The sequence below is a fragment of the Bifidobacterium simiiventris genome, assembly GCF_019331715.1.
Taxonomy (GTDB): Bacteria; Actinomycetota; Actinomycetes; order Actinomycetales; family Bifidobacteriaceae; genus Bifidobacterium; species Bifidobacterium simiiventris.
Genome location: NZ_JAHBBG010000008.1, coordinates 87,292 through 105,723, shown reverse-complemented (window position 1 = coordinate 105,723; position 18,432 = coordinate 87,292). Strand labels below are relative to the sequence as shown.

The following is an 18,432-nucleotide window of genomic DNA, read 5'->3' as shown; positions in this document are numbered from 1 at the left end:
AATACCAGCTCAAACCCCCGCTGACCGCCACGCAAGCCAACCGCCTGCACGACGGCAACGGCACGACCGGCAAACAGGCACGCGTCGCCACGGCCGGCAACCGCAAACGAGCCATCCGACGAGGCACGCGCTAACACGCCACGTCCGCTCCCACGCGTAGGTTTTCAAACAACACCACGCATGGTGCGAGCGTCAGCGTCGCCACTCAACCCATCAAACAACCAAACACGGTGACCGACCGCAACCGCACATTCCAGTATTCTGAGACACATCTCTTCGACTCCGTTGGTACCGGACGAGAGGAGAACGGTGCACACCGAAAACCATCAAAAATCAATAGTGATAAGGAGGAATCCCATGGGTTCCAAAGAACGCAAGCCGAATAACGGCAATTCCGAAATGTTCCCCGTCATTGCGGCGGCATCGTCTGTCGCCTTGGCCGGTCAAATATCGCCGACGCTGGCATGGGTCACGTACGTGGCCGTTCTGGTATACGCTGCGGTAACTGATCGAAGCAACAAGCGGAAGTAGCCGTCACGGTTTCTTTACGTTCCCCAGCCTCCGCTGGGGAACGTTCCTTATCCACGTCTCACCCGCGCCGGGCGACGTTGATCACGTTGTTGTGGCCCCAGCACCGCTCGTACGGCATGCCGGTCAGGCTTTCGACCAGTGCGCGCGTCTCGTCCGTCACGTCGGCCATGGATCCGCCCTCGCGCAACCGCGCGATCTCGGCCAGCAGCAGCTCATGATTCTCCCGGTTGAGCCTCAGCCGGTACGTGAACACGATGCCGACGATGCAGATCACGATCGGCACGAACGAGAACAGGCACGCGAGCGCGAACACGGTCTGCGGCGGCTGCGACTGCGCGCCCTCCACGAATCCGGTCGCCTCCAGCACGAGTCCGATCACGATCGTCTCGGCGGAGGAGAAGATGTCGTCGATGGTCGAGTTGATGGCCGCGTACTGCCCCTCGCGCCGCTTGGACGTGATGATCTCGTCCACGTCGGGAATGAACGTGTACGTGTACTGCGTAGCGTTCACCACGCCGGTGATGCCGAAGTTCATGAACAGGCCGAGGCCGATGTACAGCACGGCGCGCGTGCCGGTCGGCAGACTCCCGGCGTTCATCGCGAGCGCGAACATCGCGAGGAACACGAAGATCACCTCGATGCCGCCGAGACGGTACGCCCGCGGGCCGCCGATGCGCGCGGTGACCCACATGAAGAATCCGACGCACGCGATGCCGAACAGCAGGTTCACGCCGGTGGCGAGCGAGACGGTCTGCGGGTCGAGCAGCAGCACGAAGATCACGAAGTACGTGTTGAGCGTGCCGCGCACGGTGCGGAACATCTCCTCGGACAGGTACAGGCCGAGATAGTTGCGGAATTCCTTGACCTTGAGCACGGACAGGAAGTTCCAGACGACCGAGACGAGCCGCTGGCCGAAGCCGAGTCTGCCGTTTGCAGCAACGTTGTCGCCGCTGCCAGCGTTCGCAGCCGGATCGACATCCGCATCGGACACGTTGGTCGATTCGTCGAACGGCCGCTCCTGGATCGACAGGAACCCGAGCAGCAGCACGGCAGTGCCGATGATGCCGTACAGCAGGGCCATGTTGAAGTACGATTCCCAGTTGTCCTTGCCCCAGATGGTGAACAGGTAGACGTTGAGCACGGACAGGAACGTGCCGCCGATCGCGCCGGCGATCTGGTTGACGCCGACGAGCTGTGCGCGCTGGGTCGGGTTCTCGGTCATTTCGCTCGGCAGGCCGTACTGCACGGTGGTGATGCCGGCGAAGAACGCCCAGTACAGCAGGTTCGCGAAGAAGTAGACCGCGATCGGCAGGTTGGGGATCCACAGCAGCAGGTAGAAGACGAAGTTCGCGGGGATCGCGAAGATCAGGATGGACCGGCGGCGGCCGAACCTGCGGCCGAGCGCGTTGCGGTACATGCGGTCGGAGATGTATCCCCAGACCGGCCCGATGACGGACGCGACGATCTTGCCGGTGGCGATGAGCACGGCGGTGACGGCCATCGGCACGTTCAGGAACGTGGTGAAGTAGAACATCTGCCACGTGACGATCATGGTCTGCATGACGTACGACAGCGAGAACGTGGAGTAGCCGAGCTTGGCCTTCCACGACAGCGGTTTGATGGTGGCCTCGGCGGCCGATTGGCGGCCGTGCGGCGCGCGCGACCCTGACGATTGCATAGACATCGTCGTCCTATCCTTCCTGCTTCCGTGCGTCCGACTGCGGCACTCCTTGTCGCGACCTCGCGACACGCCGTCGACGCACATTCGTTTGACCTGGTTCAAAACTATATCATCGTTAAGATTTTCGCGCCATCAGCGGCGTTTTGACAACCCATTAAATCAACATTTTTCAACAATCTCATCGTTGAGATGATATGCTGGTTCATGTCACAACAAAGTAGTCAACCGACTCCCGTTCCCGTCCGTCTCCATGTCATCTCGACCGAGGCGAAGCCGAGCGGAGAGATCTTTCCGATGCCAGGCCATTGAAAGATCTCTCCGCTCGCTATCGCTCGGTCGAGATGACATGAGGCGACGAAGGGGAGGGAGCCGACACCACACGCAATGCTGCACCAAAGCTCGCTCATCACAAGTCAATGGAGGTCTTACGATGACGACAGACACCAACCCGACCGACGCGTTCTCTCAGCGCGCCAATGATTTCAACCACGGATGGCGCTTCTTCCGCGGCACGCCGAACGGCGCGGAGAAGCCGGCCTACGACGACGCCGACTGGCGCCCCGTCACCCTGCCGCACGACTACGGCGTGGAAGGCAAGTTCTCGCGCAACGCCCGCGCCACCGTCGGCTACCTCAAGGTCGGCGAAGGCTGGTACCGCAAGACCTTCGTCGCCCCGACCGCACTGGAAGGCAAGCGCGTCACCCTCGACTTCGACGGCGTGATGGACCGTGCCGAGATCTGGCTCAACGGCGTCAAGATCGCCGAACACCACTACGGCTACACCGCCTTCAGCATCGACCTGACCGGCAAGCTCAAGCTCGGCGAGAAGAACGTCATCACCGTGCGCTCCAACAACGAGGAGCCGAGCTCGCGCTGGTACGCCGGCGCCGGCATCTACCGCGACGTGACGCTCACCGTCACCGAGCCGGTCCACGTCGCCCGCTTCGGCACGCAGGTCACCACGCCGACGCTCGAGGCCGACGTCAAGCAGGGCGTCGCGAACGTGCACGTCGCCACGATCGTCGCCAACGAAACTGCCGAGGACCAGCCGATCGTCCTGCTGACGGAAGTCGTGGACGCCGACGGCACCGTCGTCGCGTCCGTCTCCGACCATGTCACCGTCCCCGCAAACACGCCGGACACCACGCACGCCGCCGCCCACTACGACGACGCGGACGCCGCCAACCGCTACGAGCAGACCGTCGCCGTGCCGAACCCGCGCCTGTGGAGCACGTCCGACCCGTACCGCTACACGCTGCGCACCACCGTACTGTCCGGCGAAAGCGGCGAGGCCATCGACGAGACCGAATCGAAGATCGGCCTGCGCTGGATCACGCTCGACCCGGCGTCTGGCCTGTACCTCAACGGCGTGAACATGCGCGCGCTCGGCATGTGCATGCACCACGATCTCGGCGCGCTGGGCGCGGCCACCTACCGCCGCGCCGTCGTGCGCCAGCTCGAAATCCTCAAGGACGCGGGCGTCAACGCGATCCGCACCAGCCACAACCCGTGCTCCAAGGTGTGGGCCGAGGAGTGCAGCCGCATGGGCTTCCTGCTGCTCGAAGAGCTCACCGACATGTGGACTGCGCCGAAGAACCGCAACGACTACTCCAACTACTTCGCCCAGGACTACCCGGAGGATCTCGCCACGATGATCCTGCGCGACCGCAACGAGCCGTGCGTGTTCATGTGGGGCATGGGCAACGAGGTCGCCTGGCAGGAGGCCGAAATCCCGATCGCCGCCGACCTGACCCGTCGCTGCCACCTGCTCGACCCGACCCGCCCGAACTCCGTCAACGACGCATCCTACCTGTCCAAGGGCATCGACGGCATCGGCAACAAGATCCACGAGCAGATGGACGTGCGCGGCTACTCCTACATCAACCGCGACCAGATGGAAAAGGTGCACGAGAAGCACCCGAACGACGTGATCCTCAACTCCGAATCCGGCAACTGCACGCCGTGCCGCGGCTTCTACGTGCACCCGACGATCCTCACGGACGAATGGCAGCTGCGCGGCCGCGACTATCCTTTCGCCAAGGGCCGCCGGCCGTGGACGGAGAACACGTACGAGATCTCCGACTACAACGTCACCACGAACCGCGGCTACCCGCTCGACATCGCGTTCGACCGTCTCGTGAACCTGCCGTTCAACGTCGGCGAGTTCGCGTGGACCGGCTTCGACTACATCGGCGAGCCGGCGCCGTACATCTCGAACTTCTACTGGAACAAGCCGGAGATGCCGGAGTCCGACGGCACCGTGCTCGCGCCGTTGCGCTCCTACTACGGCATGGTCGACACGGCCGGCTTCCCGAAGAACCCGTGGTGGCTGTACAAGGCGCTGTGGACCGACCCGGAGGATGCGCCGATGGTGCATCTGCTGCCGCACTGGAACTGGGACGAGGGCGAGTCGGTGGCCGTGTGGGCCTACACGAACGCCGCGAGCGCGGAGCTGTTCGTCAACGGCCGTTCGCTCGGCAAGCGCGAGTTCGAGTCGCACGAGGCGACGTTCCACCTGAGCAACAAGTACGCCGACAAGCCGTTCGAGTACCGCTACCAGAAGAACGGCAACGAGCCGAAGCAGCTGACCCTGCAGTGGGAGGTGCCGTTCGAGCCGGGTACGGTCGAGGTCGTCGCGTACGACAAGTCCGGCAAGGTCGTCGCGCGTGATTCGATCACGACCGCGGGCGCGCCGGCTGGGATCAAACTGATTCCGGACCGTCATGTGATCGACGGCGACGGTCACGACCTGAGCTTCGTCGAGGCCGACGTGATCGATGACGCCGGCGTGATCGTGCCGCGCGCGAACAACGAGATCGTGTTTCACGTGGAACACGGGCGTCTGCTGGGCACCGACAACGGCTATCAGGCGAACACCGAGCCGCTGCAGTCGCCGGTGCACTCCGCGTACTCTGGCAAGGTGCTGGCGATCGTCGCGTCCGACGGCTCCGGCAAGCCGATCCGCGTGACCGCGACGGCCAAGGGCCTGCGTTCCGACTCCGTCGAGGTGTTCCTGACCGAGTCCGTGGCCGGGGGAGTGTCCGCACCCGAGGCGTCCCAAAGCGCCGGACTACCCCTCAGTCCGACTTCGTCGGCCAGCTCCCCTGACAAGGGGAGCCGAGGAGATAAGGTCCTCGCCGTGCGCGACGCCGCGGTGCGCGTGCGTGCCGGTGAGACGCCGGCGCTGCCGCAGACCGTGACCGCGCTGCTCGCGGACAACTCCCGCGCCGAAGTCCCGGTCGTCTGGGCCGCCGCCGACCTGCTTGACCAGACCGCCGCAGCCAAGTCCGGCGCGCAGTCCTTCGTCGTCAACGGCGAGGCAGCCGGTCTGCCGGTACACGCGACCGTCACCGTCGCGCATCCGCTCGCCGCACGTCCGGTCACGCTGGCCGCCGCGGCCGGCACCGATCCGGCGCTCCCGGCCCGCGCGATGGTCGTCTTCGACGACGGCAGCGAAACCGACGCTCCGGTCGCGTGGCCCGTCGCAACCAGCGCCTCCGGCGACACCGCAACGTTCAGCGGCACCGTCGAAGGCTACGATCTGCCGGTCACCGCAACCGTGCGCACGCTGACCGCATCCGACGACACCGCGCACGACACGACCGATCTCGCGTCGATCACCGTGGACGGCAAGCCGCTCGCCGACTTCGCCGCCGGCACGCACCGCTACACGCTGCATCGCGCGTACATCGATCCCGCGCCGGTCATCGAGGCCACCGCGGCCGACAACGCGACCGCGGTCGTCGTGCCGCCGCTGCACTATCCATACGGCTCGTACGTCGTGCGCGTCACGTCCGAGGACGGCGAGCAGCACGGCTCATACGCGCTCGATCTCGACGTGCCGCCGGCACCGGTCGCCGAAGTGACGATCGTACCGCCGACGCACACGCTGGCCGAGGACGAGACGGCTGCGCTGTCGGTCCGCGCGACCGACGAGGTCGGACGTCCGATCGAACTGGCGATGAACGACGATGCGACGGTCACGTTCGCATCCAGCGACGAGTCGGTTGCCGGCGTTGCACACGATGGCACCGTCGAGGCGCGACTGAGCGGCACGGCAAACGTTACTGCAACCGTCACGTACGGCGGCGTGATCAAGACCAGCGCCCCGGCGATCGTCACCGTCACGGCCGGCAGCGAACCGAAGACCCCGGTCAAGACGACCGTTGCCAACGTGCGCACCGTCGCCGGCACCACGCCGGAACTGCCCGCCACCGCGATCGTCTCGTTCGGCCACGGCGTCGACGCGCCGCTGCCGATCGCTTGGGAACCGGTGTCCGACGCGGTTTTCGCCACCGCCGGTACGGTCACGCTGCGCGGCAAGATCGCACGTTTCGATCGTGACGTGACGACCAGCGTGCAGGTGGTCGAGGTCGCCGCAGTGCAAACGGTGTCGCTCGCGACGATCACCGGCATCGAGCCGCTCATCCAGGAGAACGTGCCCGAGGTCACCGTCTACTGGTCCGACGGCGCGAAGGAACAGCGCCCGGTCACGTGGGATGTTCCGGAAGCGGCCACGTACCGTCATCCGGGCACGTTCTCGCTGCTCGGTACGGTCGAGGGCATCGAGGAGCAGGCCGTTGCACACGTTCGCGTGACCGACGACCACGTGCAGAACCGCGATCTGTTCTCGTACCGCAACGACGTGTACCCGCAGGTGCGCGCCTCCTACACCAACCCCGATCCGAAGGCGCAGGAGGACAGCTCGCTGCTCATGGACGGCATCGTCTCGTACACGCCGCGCGTGGGCTACAACCTGAAGAACCGCTGGTCCACCACCGGCGACCCGTCACGCACCGCATGGCTCGAGTACCGCTTCGGCTACGGCGAGGAGACGCCGTTCATCCTCGGCGCGTTCACCGTGTACTACTGCCTGGACGGCGAGAACGTGGCGCTGCCGGAGCACGTCGGCGTCGAATATCTCGACGCGAACGGCGACTGGCAGCCGGTGCGTAACCTGACCGTCACGCCGCATCCGGTCGAGCAGACCAACGACGCCGCGTGGGTGTACGCGACCGTCGGCGACAAGCCGGGTTCGTCGATGTCGTCGAAGGGCGACGAGACGACCTACTCGTTCGACATGGTGCGCACGTCACGCATTCGCATCACGTTCGAGTCGGCCGAAGACGCGGTCGTGGCGATCACCGAGGTGCGTGGCGACGCGCAGATTCCGGCGCTCAACTCCGATGCGACGATCGCGGGCCTGACCGTGGACGGCGAGGCGCTGGCCGGATTCGATCCGGCTGCCGAAACCGTGCACGTCGCGGCCGGTCATGAGTCGAGCCTCGCGGTGTTGCCCGCCGGCAACAACGCGGCCGTGACCGTCGTGCCCGGCGACGCCGAAACGCAGGTGGTCGTCACCTCCGAGGACGGCACCGCCACCCGCACCTACCACGTCGTCTTCGACAAGTAGGACACGCCCCACCCGCGTCATTCCGACCGAACGGAGATCCCCACATACATATCATTCCGACCAAACGAAGATCTCCATACCCCATGTCATTTCGACCGAGCGAAGCGAGCGGAGAAATCCTTCGACGCACCGACATCATCGCAAGATTTCTCGACTCGGCTTCGCCGCGCTCGAAATGACAGCATGAACCCACCACAAATCGAGGTGATGCCTATACGACCATACTGATGTTGTGCTGATCCGGCCGTCTCTTGTTTCCATCCTGCTTCAGACGGCCTCGCAAAGCCTCCGCCCAACCCCGCGGAGGCTTTGCCATATCCAGCCATATGTCAGTCAACCGTCATCGTCCCGTAACCCGACCGCAATTATCTCAACGATGAGATACGCTATGCTGGATGTCAGCCAAGCAGGGGAGGAGGTGACGCACGATGGATATGCTCAAGTACGTGAAGCGCGGACTGGTCATGACCGGATTCGCCAACATGAAGCACATGAACGACGACATGGCCAAGACCATGATCACGATCGCCCGCGAATACGATCAGGACAGGTAACCCAACCATCAACGAAGCTGATTATCCAGGACAATGGCGTCCGTTTTTTTCATCGCGTTTATGCACATTCCGTACACCGCACCGCCGCTCTGTTCGCGCGATCGCGACATAGACTCGCACATAGCGACGATTGCCGTTCAGCACACAACCAATGTGAACTATCTCACGCACACTTGCGGCGCAGGGCGCGTGTCGTACAACAAGAACGGCGGTATAGTGCTGATTGTCGGCGTCGACAGGGGACAGCAACGCCGATAAACGCACACCAAGGATGTTCGGTCAGGGCACGCCGGCCGCGCGAGATGATCGCGCGACGCGAGCGGCACGGACCGCCAAGCACATTCGCGGCGACGTGCGCGGCAGGCAGTCTCTTGCGGCACCGGCTGATATGACACCACTATCGCCAGCCACGAAAGGACCCAGCCCGCATGGCACGTCTCGCCACGAACCGTTGGATCAGCGCCATCCTTCCCGCACTGCTGATCCATATCCCGATCGGCACCGTCTACTGTTGGAGCGTGTTCAAGCAGCTGATCGCCGACCAGCTCAACGCCAGCCCGTCCTCGGTGGAATGGGCGTTCTCGCTCGCCATCTTCTTCCTCGGCATGTCCGCCGCGTTCGCCGGGCCGATGGTGGAGAAGAACATCAAACGGTCCGCGCTCGTGTCGATGATCTGCTTCGTGGTCGGGTTCGCCGGCACGGGCGTGAGCATCGCGCTGCACTTCCTGCCGGGCGTGTTCATCTGCTACGGCGCGATCATGGGCGTCGGATTGGGCGTCGGCTATCTGACGCCGGTCAAGAACCTCATGCTGTGGTTCGCGGACAACAAGGGGCTCGCGACCGGCATCGCGGTGGCCGGATTCGGCTTGGCCAAGGCCATCGCCAGTCCGGTGATGGAAGGGCTGATCGGCACGGTCGGATTGGTCGCCATGTTCTACGTGCTCGCCGCGATCTACGCGGTGATGATGTTCGTCGGATTCCTGCTGATCCGCCGGCCGGCCGGCTGGGTCTACGATCCGGCCGTCTCGCACGTCAGCCGCCGCGAGATTCTCAAGAAACCCGTGTTCTGGGGCATCTGGATCGCATTCTATCTCAACATCACCTGCGGTCTGGCCCTCATCAGCCAGGAGAAGGACATCCTGCACGACGTTCTGCAGTCGTTCCCGCAGTACGTGGGGCTGAACCAGAGCGAGCTGGCCGCTGCGATCGCGGGCGTCATCGGACTCGTGCTCGCGGTCGACGCCGTGTTCAACGCGGCCGGCCGCATCGGCTTCTCCACGATCTCCGACCATCTCACGCGTCGCGAAAGCGTGTATCAGATCATCTTCGTCATGTCGATCGCGGTATGCGTGCTGCAGGTGGCGCTCAACAGCATCGATAACGCCCTGCTGTGGGCGGTGCTGGCCATGCTGTTCCTTGTCAATGCGGGCTACGGCGGCGGCTTCTCCACGCTGCCGGTGCTGCTCGACCAGCATTTCGGCACGAAAACCGTGTCGACCACGCACGGCCTGACGCTGAGCGCGTGGGCGTTCGCGGGGCTGAGCGGTAACCAGCTCGCGTCGTTCGTGGTCACGCATGCGCCCGATCAGGCGCACCGGTACGCCGCACTGATTCCCGTGATCACGGCGCTGTATGTGGTGGCGCTGGCGAGCGTGACGCTGGTCAAGAAGCGGGCCGGGCGGCAGCGCTGAGTGGGTGGCCCCGGTTTCCGGGATCGGGCGCCAACATCCCGGGAACCGGCAATCGCACATTATGCAACAACCGCACAAACGCAATTGGCGGAATGGCGCGGATTACGCCTGAAAAACGCACATGGCCGGTTCCCGGGATTATTGAGAGAAAATCCCGGGAACCGGCCACATTCATATATCCAATCAGGGCCGTTCAGACTCACGCCCCGATCAGGCTCAGCATCTGCGGCACGCTCTTCTTGCCGAACTCGACCTTCTGCTCGCCGCCCTGATTGATGACGATGCACGGCACACTCATCGCGCCGTACTGGTCCTTGAGCTCGGGGAAGTGCGAGATGTCGTACGCCTCCGCCCGCACGGCCGGGTTGAGCGAGGCGATGCGCTGCGAGGCGAGCACCGTCTCCGGGCACATCGTACAGGTGAGCGACACGAGGATCATGATGTCGGTCGGGCTGGCCGCCGTCGCACGCTCGCGCAGGTCGTCGTCCAACGGCTGGCCCGGGCCGGCGGCGTTGTACAGTCCCAGCACGAACGAGTTGAACTCGTGACCGCTCGGCACGCCGTGGAACGCAAGTCCGGTTGCCGTCAGTCGGCCGGCGGACTCGTCCCACACGCACAACCGCACGGCAGGACGCGCGACTGGCAGCAGTCCGGCCGGATCGAACTCGGCGCGACCGTTGTCATCCAGCGAACCGTAGACTGGCAGTTCGGTGCCGTCCGGCAGTGCGATCGTCGCGGGCTCACCGACGACCAGTTCGGTCGGCGCGTTCTCGCCGTCAACAGCCGAGACCAAGCCGGCCGCATCGATCACGACCGAGTTCAGCTTGCCGCCGGACAGTGCGACCATCTCTCCGATGAATCCTTGCAATTCCGCGGACAGCGGGGTGTCGTCCAATTCCAGCGCGAGTGTGACCGGCCGGGTCATACGGCCGAAGACGACGTCGAGCTGCTGCTTGATCGCGGCGGAGAACAGTTCGCCGGGTTTCTTCGCGGTCTGTGCGGCGGCCGCGGCGGCATCCGCGCTGCGCTTGACCGGCGCGGGGGCGGGCGTGGTGCCAGCGTTCGCAGCGGTGTTCGCGTTTGCGGCTGCACTTGCTTCGGCCTGTTCGTACGCGGACGCGGTCGGCCGCGGCGGCACGAGTCCAGTCTTCTCGCTCATCGACTTCGCGTACCGTTCGAGTTCGACGGCCGCGATCGCACCGTCGGCGGTCGCCGTGACGACCTGACGCAGGTTCTTGACGCGCAGATCACCGGCCGCGTACACGCCCGGCACCGACGTCTCGAGATAGCCGTGCGTGACCACGTATCCGTGATCGTCAAGTTCGACGATGCCGCGCACAAGATCGGTCGCGGGCACGTATCCGGCGAACACGAACACGCCGAACGTGCCGTCATCAGCCGGTTTCCATGTCTCGCTCTCGCCGGTGGAAACGTTGCGGATCGTCGCCTCGCGCAGGCCGCCCTGACCGGCCGTCACGCCGTCGAGCACCGTGTTGTAGCGCACCTCGATCTTCGGATTGCGCTTCGTCTCCGCCGCGACGGACGCGTCGCAGGTGAAGTCCGGCTCGCGCACGAGCACGGTGACTTTGGAAGCGTACTTGGTGAGGAACACGGATTCCTCGGCCGCCGCGAATCCGCCGCCGATGACCAGGACCTCGCGGCCGGTGAAGAACTCGCCGTCGCAGGTGGCACAGTAGGCCACACCGCGTCCCGCGTATTCGGCCTCACCCTCGAAGCCAAGCTTGCGCGGGGATGCGCCGGTGGCGAGCACGATGCCGAAGGTGCGCAGGTCACCGCGCGAGGTGTGCACGGTCTTGATGTCGCCGTCGACGTCGAGCCCGGTGGCTTCCGCGGACAGGAATTCCGCGCCGAAGTCCTTGGCCTGCTGGCGCATGGTCTGCGTGAGCGCGCGGCCGGTGGTGCGGCCGACGCCCGGGTAGTTCACGACTTCGTTGGTGATGGTGATCTGTCCGCCGAAATCGTCCTTCTCAAGCACGAGCACGCGGTAGCGAGCGCGCGCGAGGTACAGGCCCGCGGTGAGGCCCGCCGGCCCGCCGCCGATCACCACCACGTCGTAGAGATTGCTGGTATCAGTCATGAAAAAAGCTCCTTACATATAACTTGGCCCCCTCGGCTGAGGGACATTGCCGTTAAGCAAACAGCAGAGTTGTTTGTAGGCAATGTGCGAACCGACAGGGAGCCAATATAAAACAGCAGACAGGCTGTCCTTACTTGCAGGACGCGGTCAACAAAAGCTGACTGGGGGTGTCATAAATACGCCTTGGCCCCCTCGGCTGAGGGGGCTGTCAGCGAAGCTGACTGGGGGAGCGTACACCCCTTACGTTCCATAGCTACAAAGACCGTAACCGTGTACGCTCCCTCAGTCACGGCCTATCGGCCGCGACAGCTCCCTCAGCCGAGGGAGCCGAGGCTCCGCCAGCATCACTCGCATCGAGTCCATGCAGGAAGAGCCGCATCAATCACACAAGATCAGAGCAGGCCGACCAGATCGAGGCTCGGCTCGATGGTGTCCTCACCCGGCTGCCACTTGGCCGGGCAGACCTGATCGCCGTGCTCGTACACGAACTGCGAGGCCTGCACGCGGCGCAGCAGCTCGTCCGCATTACGGCCGACGTTGGAGGAGATGACCTCGTACGCCACGACCTTGCCTTCGGGATTCACGATGAAGTCGCCGCGCTCGGCCATGCCGTCGGCCTCGTTGTAGGTGTCGAGGTCGCGCGCGAGCAGTGCGGTCGGATCGGCCAGCATCGGGTACTGGATCTTCGCGATCTTCTCGTTCGCGTCGTGCCACGCCTTGTGCACGAAGTGTGTGTCGGTCGAGACGGAGTAGATCTCGCAGCCGATCTTCTTGAAGTCCTCGTACTTCGCGGCGAGGTCCTCAAGCTCGGTCGGGCACACGAACGTGAAGTCGGCCGGGTAGAAGAAGAACACGGACCAGTGGCCGAGCACATCAGCCTTGGTCACCTCGTGGAATTCGTTGTTCTGGAAGGCCTGCACCTTGAAATCGGTGAGCTCGTGCTGCAGCAGGGTCATCGTCGTTCCTTTCGTGAAAAATCTCGGCTCGGGACATGCGTTTCCCGCGCACCGTCTTCTATGGTATCCCGGCCGTCCGCGCCGCGCCGAACCCTGCGCTGGCAGCGCACATGAGAATAATCACACCGCGGCTCGGCATGCGCTTGCCTTACTATGGACTCGTTTGGACCACGTCGAAGAGGAGCATCATGGCAGCAGACCAGTTCGAACAGGACCGTGACGACATCAACCCGGACGCCGGCGACGACGCGCAGCGCGAGTCGACCGCGAACTCAACGTGGAGCCGTATGCTGGCCGGCAACCGGCGGTTCGCGGAAGGCAAGCCGGAGCATCCGTGGCAGGACACGACCACGCGCGAGTCGCTGATCGACCGGCAGAATCCGGATGCGGCCGTGCTCGCATGCTCGGATTCGCGGGTGCCTCCGGAGATCGTGTTCGATGCCGGACTAGGTGACCTGTTCACCGTGCGCACAGCCGGGCAGGTGCTCGACGATGCGGTGATCGCGTCACTTGAATACGCTGTCAGCAAGCTGCACGTCAGCCTGCTGGTGATCCTCGGCCACGAGGGTTGCGGTGCGATCGACCTGGCCGCGCGCGAACTGGACAAGATGATCGCGGCGACGACGCACGATCCGGCCAGCTCGCTGGAGGCCGCTGCGGCGATCGACGATTTGGACGAGCAGATCGCGCAGGCCGAGTCGATCATGCTGCGCACGGTCGGCATGTCGGTGTGGCAGGCGCGGCAGGCCGAACTGGATGCGCACGAGGATTTCGAACGCGTGCACGTGGCACACACGATCGAGGAGCTCGTCACGCGTTCCGAGGTGATTCAGGACGCGCTCGCGCACGACAAGCTCATGATCGTCGGCGCGCGCTACCAGCTCACCACGGGCAAGGTCGAGGTGCTCAGCTTCTGATCTCGCATCAATCGCGTCATTTCGACCGAGCGAAAGCGAGCGGAGAAATCTTTCAGAATCATCGCACGGCAAGAGATTTCTCCACTCACTGCGTTCGGTCGAAATGACACATATCATTGCACCTCATCATCAGTCATCAATCATCCCCGATTGACGTGCCACACCTCTAGAGTGGAGGGCATGTCACTTGGTATGAACATCCTCCTGATCTTCGTCTTCCTGCTGCTCGGTTCCGTGTTCTCCGGCACCGAACTCGCGCTCGTTTCGCTGCGCGGCTCGCAGATCGACCAGATGGAACAGGAGGATGCCCGCGGCGCCCGCGTGGCGAAGATCGCCCGCGACCCGAACACGTTCCTGTCCACCGTGCAGATCGGCGTGACGCTGTGCGGCTTCCTGTCCGCATCGTTCGGCGAATCGTCGATCTCCCCATACATCGTGCCCGTCGTCGAGAGCTGGGGCGTGCCCGCGCACATCGCCGCGCCGCTGACCACCATCAGTCTCACGCTCATCATCTCGTACTGCTCGATCGTCATCTCGGAAATGGTCCCGAAGCGCATCGCCATGCAGCGCACCGAGCAGATCGCGCGCGCCGTCGTGCCCGCGATCGATATCTTTGCAACCGTATGCCGTCCGATCATCTGGTTGATCGGCAAGAACACGAACGGCATCGTCCGTCTGCTCGGCTTCGATCCGAACGAAACGGAAAGCGAGGTCTCCGACGACGAGTTGCGCGTGCTGGTCAATACGAACACGTCGCTGAGCAAGGACGAGCGCACGATCCTGGACGATGTGTTCGACGCGTCCGAGACGATCGTGGCCGAGGTCATGCGCCCGCGCGCGGACGTCGTGTTTTTGGACGGCTCGCAGTCGATCGCTGATGCCGCTGCATACGTTCGCGAGATGCCGTACTCGCGTTACCCGGTCACCGGCAAGGATTTCGACGACGTGATCGGTTTCGTGCACGTGCGTGACCTGCTCGACGTGCGCGATCCGAACGCGAAGACCGTGGCCGATGTGACGCGCGAGGGGATCTCGCTGCCGGGCACGTCGAAGCTGCTGCCGAGCCTGTCGCTGCTGCGCAAACGCGGCATTCATCTGGCCGTGGTGATCGACGAATACGGCGGCACCGACGGCATCGTCACGCTCGAGGACATGACCGAGGAGCTGGTGGGCGACATCCGCGACGAATACGATCTGCCGGAAGAGGCGGGCAAGACCGGGAAGAACGGGCGCAGCGCGTTCGTGAACGGCGTGGCGACGATCGACGGCGGCATGACGATCGAGGACTTCGACGACCTGACCGGCATCGAGCTGGAGGATGGCCCGTACGAGACGGTGGCCGGGTACTTCCTTGCGCACACCGGCAAGATGGGCGAGGAGGGCGACGTGCTGCATTCCGATGATGGCTACGACATGGTCGTCACCAAGGTCGACGGACGCCGCATCGAAACGCTCGAGGTGCGCAAGGCTGCCGAGGCGTGAAGCGGACAGTCCAGTGGACTGTCCGTAGCCAAGGCCTGAGCGAAACGATAGTTGAGCGAGGGCAGCACTGAGTCTCGCCAACGGCGAGTCCATAATTGCCGATACCCGATCACGCACCGGTCGCATAATCACGCGGAGCGTGACCGGGAGCGCCCCCACTCCAGCGCTCCCATCGCAAAAACCTTGATATTTCAACGTTTTGCGATACCGCCATCACAGGTACGGCGCTCCCGGTCACGCTCCCGCGACGCCAAGGGAATGGGCAGCGGGCCGGCAGTGTGAGGTAGGCCACTGCCGGCCCGCGCACGGCGTGTGATTGCGGCGCGTAGAGTGGACATACATGGTTCCCACAAGGAGCCGCTGATCGAAAGGAGCGAGCTATGACGCTTGCATTCGTTGTTCCCGGACTCGACGAGGCCACGTCCGAAAAGGCCATCGCCATCCTGCAGAACCGCCTCAGCCAGGAGCAGGAGGCCGCGCTGGTGCTCAAGCACGCGCACTGGAACGTGACCGGACCGAACTTCATCGCCGTGCACGAGATGCTCGACCCGGAGGTCGAATCCGTGCTGGCTCAGGCCGACGAGACGGCCGAGCGCATCGCCACGCTGGGCGGCACCCCGGACGGCCGTGCGGATGCGATCGTGCGCAACCGCACGTGGAAGCCGTTCGACACGGAAGGCCGCGCCGGCACCACTGCGTACCTCGAGGCGCTGATCGAATACTACGATGCGTTCATCGCGGAGGATCGCCGCGCGGTGGCAGAGCTGGACGAGCTCGACTTCGTCAGCTCCAACATCATCCAGGATCATGTGCAGCAGCTTGAGAAGTTTCACTGGTTCATGCGTTCGCACCTTGCGTGAGCGGATGCTCCGGATTATCCCGCAGCAACGGCCGTAACCGAGTCCCGGTCCAGATGATCGGGCACGGTTACGGCCGTTGTTCATATCAAGGAACAATCCCGTCCAGCTCCTGGTGCCTAGGTTCTCCCCGGGTATATGGCCGCAACCATTCCGGTCATGGTCACAAACGACGTGGCCGGCTGTGGCCGGCTAGGTTCCCGGGCATACGGCCGCAAAGACAGTCCAAACCGGCAGTATGCCCGGGAACATAACCGTCAATACTCCAACCTCCCGGGCATACGGCCGAAACAACATACCCAAACGGCCGTATGCCCGGGAACACCACCTCTCATCCGGCTTCCTCCCGGGCATACGGTCGGAAAGACGGCCTGAACCGGCCGTATGCCCGGGAGACGATGTGCGGGTCGTGAGCCACAGCCAAGAGAGGTCGGCGCATGGCGCGGTATGGGCTCACGGCCGCTGCATCACCGGATGACGATCAAGTTCGCGCTTGAGCTGCCGCCAGTTCGGCTGGTACAGGTCCATGCGCCGCTGGAACTCGGAGCCGTGGCCTCGCGTATTCCACAGATGCGTCATCTCATGCACGAGCACGGATTCAAGAAATTTCGGGTCCAACAGCCCCAGTTGCAGGTTCAGCCGGATTCTCCCGGTTTTGGGCGTGCAGGACCCCCAGCGCGAAGTCATGATGCGCAACGAAATATGCGAAGGCGCACGCCCGATGATCGGCTCCCATTTCGCCAGCAATCCTGGAAGCGCCGCTTTGATCGCCTCTTCCGCCTGCCGTGCAAGATCATCCGTCCACACTGCGTCGGCCGCACCCGCAGATTGTTGCCGCTCGCGCAACTCACTCAACCGAGCCTGCGCTCGTGCGATCCACTCGCGCCTCCCGCGCACGAAATCAACGATCTGCCGCTCACTCATGCGCAACGGGGCGGAAACCTCCACGCCACCATCCGCCGGCCGCACGCGCAGATACATATTCTTGATCGCCTTACGCGTCACCGTCACGGCCATCCCGTCAATGGTCATGATCTGGGGCGGGCGCGGCGAAGCGGTTGAACGGCGAACAGGCATACGACCCATTGTCACGGCGTCGCGGACAGCCCTGCCGACGGCATGTTGATCCCCTTTTTGCAAACCTTGAGGCAGATTCTCACCGTCGCAGAGGTCTTTTCGCAAAGTCTGAGGCAACCGCACATGAAGAACCCCGAGATAGGGGGTGCTTAACGGTCAAGAAAAGCCTCTTCCTCGACAAGTATCATCCGACGGCTGCCTCAGACTTTGCGAAAAGACCTCTGCAGCGCACGGATCTGCCTCAGAGTTGAGAGAAAGCCACAGTCTCAGCGCAACCGGCCAATGCCGATGCCGACCTTGCCGCCGCCGAGCAAGAACTGCTTCATGTTGCGCTGCAGCGACGTGTTCTCCGGCAGTTCCTCAACCGGCGCAGCACACCGCTGAAACACCCATTCACGCCAATCCTGCGCTTCAAGATCGGTCGCCAGAATCTCGAACCGACGCTGGAATGCGAGGATGTGCGAGTTCTCCGGCAACAGCTGTTCCAAAACGGGGGAGAGCAGCCACGATTCGCACATGTACGGCAGCCGCGCCCAATTGGGGAAGAACCGCGCGAAGAACGACCGCGAACGCGCGATCGACATGTCGCAATGATCAGGGTCGAGCCGTGCATCGGAGGGGATATGCATGTTGATGATGCGCGGGGTGCCCGCTACGGACGGCACATCCTTCGTGTCATACGCCAGTTCAAATTCGAGATCGCCGAGGCGGAACAGGCGCGCGCTCAGCTGGCGGTACGTCCAGAAGTCACGGTCGAAGCCGTACGTGCCGTAGCTGACGCGATGCTCGTTGATGAACCGCGTAAAGCAGGCCATCGTATTGTCGAAGACATTGTCGGGGATACCGAGACGGCAGTATTCCGGGAACGTGTATTCACCGGCCGCGTAGAGCATCCAATACAGCATGCGCCATCCGTTCGGATCATCGCCGAGCACGGATTTCAGCGTGTTCCATGATTCGACCCGTCGCTCGGGGTTGGCAAGGCCTCGCACCGCGTCCATGCCTTCCGTAGACAGTGATTCGCCGTCTGCTTCCAGCTCGCGCAGCACATTCCGAACCTCTTCGGGCAAGTCGATACGTTCCATCATCTCTTCGACAGGAACGGTCATGGTTATGCCAGTATTTCCGATGCAGTTACGCATCCCATTCATTACATCTCTCTTCCTCATGGGATT

General features: G+C 63.7%; 12 protein-coding genes. 7 read left to right on the top strand and 5 right to left on the bottom strand.

Annotation, left to right across the window (positions count from 1 at the left end):
* Nucleotides 1–357: 357 nt before the first annotated feature.
* Entirely contained in the window at nt 358–531 is a 174-nt protein-coding gene (locus KIH76_RS08385) for a hypothetical protein (RefSeq protein ID WP_163230901.1), read from the top strand.
* A 58-nt stretch (nt 532–589) separates the two neighbouring features.
* Here the strand turns inward: KIH76_RS08385 and KIH76_RS08380 are convergent, their stop codons facing one another.
* Nucleotides 590–2,215 carry an MFS transporter gene (locus KIH76_RS08380; RefSeq protein WP_214374875.1) on the bottom strand — a complete coding sequence of 542 codons (1,626 nt, stop codon included), beginning with the start codon at nt 2,213–2,215 and terminating at the stop codon, nt 590–592.
* A 427-nt stretch (nt 2,216–2,642) separates the two neighbouring features.
* Between KIH76_RS08380 and KIH76_RS08375 the strand changes: the two genes are divergently transcribed.
* The 3 genes from KIH76_RS08375 (at nt 2,643) to KIH76_RS08370 (ending at nt 9,870) form a co-directional block, all read left to right on the top strand.
* Entirely contained in the window at nt 2,643–7,625 is a 4,983-nt protein-coding gene (locus KIH76_RS08375) for an Ig-like domain-containing protein (RefSeq protein ID WP_214374874.1), read from the top strand.
* 428 nt (nt 7,626–8,053) lie between these two features.
* The gene (locus KIH76_RS11690) at nt 8,054–8,179 is read left to right on the top strand and encodes a hypothetical protein (protein ID WP_274608031.1); all 126 of its coding nucleotides are present in this window, start codon (nt 8,054–8,056) and stop codon (nt 8,177–8,179) included.
* Nucleotides 8,180–8,607: 428 nt separating this feature from the next.
* A complete protein-coding gene (locus KIH76_RS08370) occupies nt 8,608–9,870 on the top strand; it encodes an OFA family MFS transporter (protein WP_214374873.1) in 1,263 nt (420 codons plus the stop codon).
* A 199-nt stretch (nt 9,871–10,069) separates the two neighbouring features.
* Here KIH76_RS08370 and KIH76_RS08365 read toward each other — a convergent pair whose 3' ends face one another.
* Together KIH76_RS08365 and ahpC are read right to left on the bottom strand one after the other, a co-directional pair.
* Nucleotides 10,070–11,968, bottom strand: coding sequence for an FAD-dependent oxidoreductase (locus KIH76_RS08365; protein ID WP_219070296.1), 1,899 nt, complete (start codon nt 11,966–11,968; stop codon nt 10,070–10,072).
* A gap of 392 nt (nt 11,969–12,360) precedes the next feature.
* Complete coding sequence (gene ahpC, locus KIH76_RS08360) at nt 12,361–12,924, bottom strand: alkyl hydroperoxide reductase subunit C (protein ID WP_214374871.1); 564 nt, start codon at nt 12,922–12,924, stop codon at nt 12,361–12,363.
* Nucleotides 12,925–13,211: 287 nt separating this feature from the next.
* Between ahpC and KIH76_RS08355 the strand changes: the two genes are divergently transcribed.
* The 3 genes from KIH76_RS08355 to KIH76_RS08345 all read left to right on the top strand — a co-directional run bounded on the left by KIH76_RS08355 (nt 13,212) and on the right by KIH76_RS08345 (nt 16,183).
* Nucleotides 13,212–13,841 (top strand): carbonic anhydrase, encoded by a 630-nt coding sequence (locus tag KIH76_RS08355; RefSeq protein ID WP_214374892.1) that lies wholly within the window; start codon nt 13,212–13,214, stop codon nt 13,839–13,841.
* A gap of 180 nt (nt 13,842–14,021) precedes the next feature.
* On the top strand, nt 14,022–15,323 hold the full coding sequence (locus KIH76_RS08350; protein ID WP_214374870.1) for a hemolysin family protein: 1,302 nt from the start codon (nt 14,022–14,024) through the stop codon (nt 15,321–15,323).
* A gap of 380 nt (nt 15,324–15,703) precedes the next feature.
* A complete protein-coding gene (locus KIH76_RS08345; RefSeq protein ID WP_214374869.1) occupies nt 15,704–16,183 on the top strand; it encodes a Dps family protein in 480 nt (159 codons plus the stop codon).
* Between the two features lie 450 nt (nt 16,184–16,633).
* Here KIH76_RS08345 and KIH76_RS08340 read toward each other — a convergent pair whose 3' ends face one another.
* Nucleotides 16,634–17,257, bottom strand: coding sequence for a M48 family metallopeptidase (locus KIH76_RS08340; RefSeq protein WP_236036925.1), 624 nt, complete (start codon nt 17,255–17,257; stop codon nt 16,634–16,636).
* A gap of 266 nt (nt 17,258–17,523) precedes the next feature.
* Nucleotides 17,524–18,366, bottom strand: coding sequence for an acyltransferase domain-containing protein (locus KIH76_RS08335; protein WP_219070294.1), 843 nt, complete (start codon nt 18,364–18,366; stop codon nt 17,524–17,526).
* Nucleotides 18,367–18,432: the final 66 nt, after the last annotated feature.

Coding starts and splice junctions, on each gene's coding strand:
- KIH76_RS08385 (WP_163230901.1), top strand. CDS start 358: ATGGGTTCCAAAGAACGCAAGCCGAATAACGGCAATTCCGAAATGTTC.
- KIH76_RS08380 (WP_214374875.1), bottom strand. CDS start 2,215: ATGTCTATGCAATCGTCAGGGTCGCGCGCGCCGCACGGCCGCCAATCG.
- KIH76_RS08375 (WP_214374874.1), top strand. CDS start 2,643: ATGACGACAGACACCAACCCGACCGACGCGTTCTCTCAGCGCGCCAAT.
- KIH76_RS11690 (WP_274608031.1), top strand. CDS start 8,054: ATGGATATGCTCAAGTACGTGAAGCGCGGACTGGTCATGACCGGATTC.
- KIH76_RS08370 (WP_214374873.1), top strand. CDS start 8,608: ATGGCACGTCTCGCCACGAACCGTTGGATCAGCGCCATCCTTCCCGCA.
- KIH76_RS08365 (WP_219070296.1), bottom strand. CDS start 11,968: ATGACTGATACCAGCAATCTCTACGACGTGGTGGTGATCGGCGGCGGG.
- ahpC (WP_214374871.1), bottom strand. CDS start 12,924: ATGACCCTGCTGCAGCACGAGCTCACCGATTTCAAGGTGCAGGCCTTC.
- KIH76_RS08355 (WP_214374892.1), top strand. CDS start 13,212: ATGCTGGCCGGCAACCGGCGGTTCGCGGAAGGCAAGCCGGAGCATCCG.
- KIH76_RS08350 (WP_214374870.1), top strand. CDS start 14,022: ATGTCACTTGGTATGAACATCCTCCTGATCTTCGTCTTCCTGCTGCTC.
- KIH76_RS08345 (WP_214374869.1), top strand. CDS start 15,704: ATGACGCTTGCATTCGTTGTTCCCGGACTCGACGAGGCCACGTCCGAA.
- KIH76_RS08340 (WP_236036925.1), bottom strand. CDS start 17,257: ATGCCTGTTCGCCGTTCAACCGCTTCGCCGCGCCCGCCCCAGATCATG.
- KIH76_RS08335 (WP_219070294.1), bottom strand. CDS start 18,366: ATGACCGTTCCTGTCGAAGAGATGATGGAACGTATCGACTTGCCCGAA.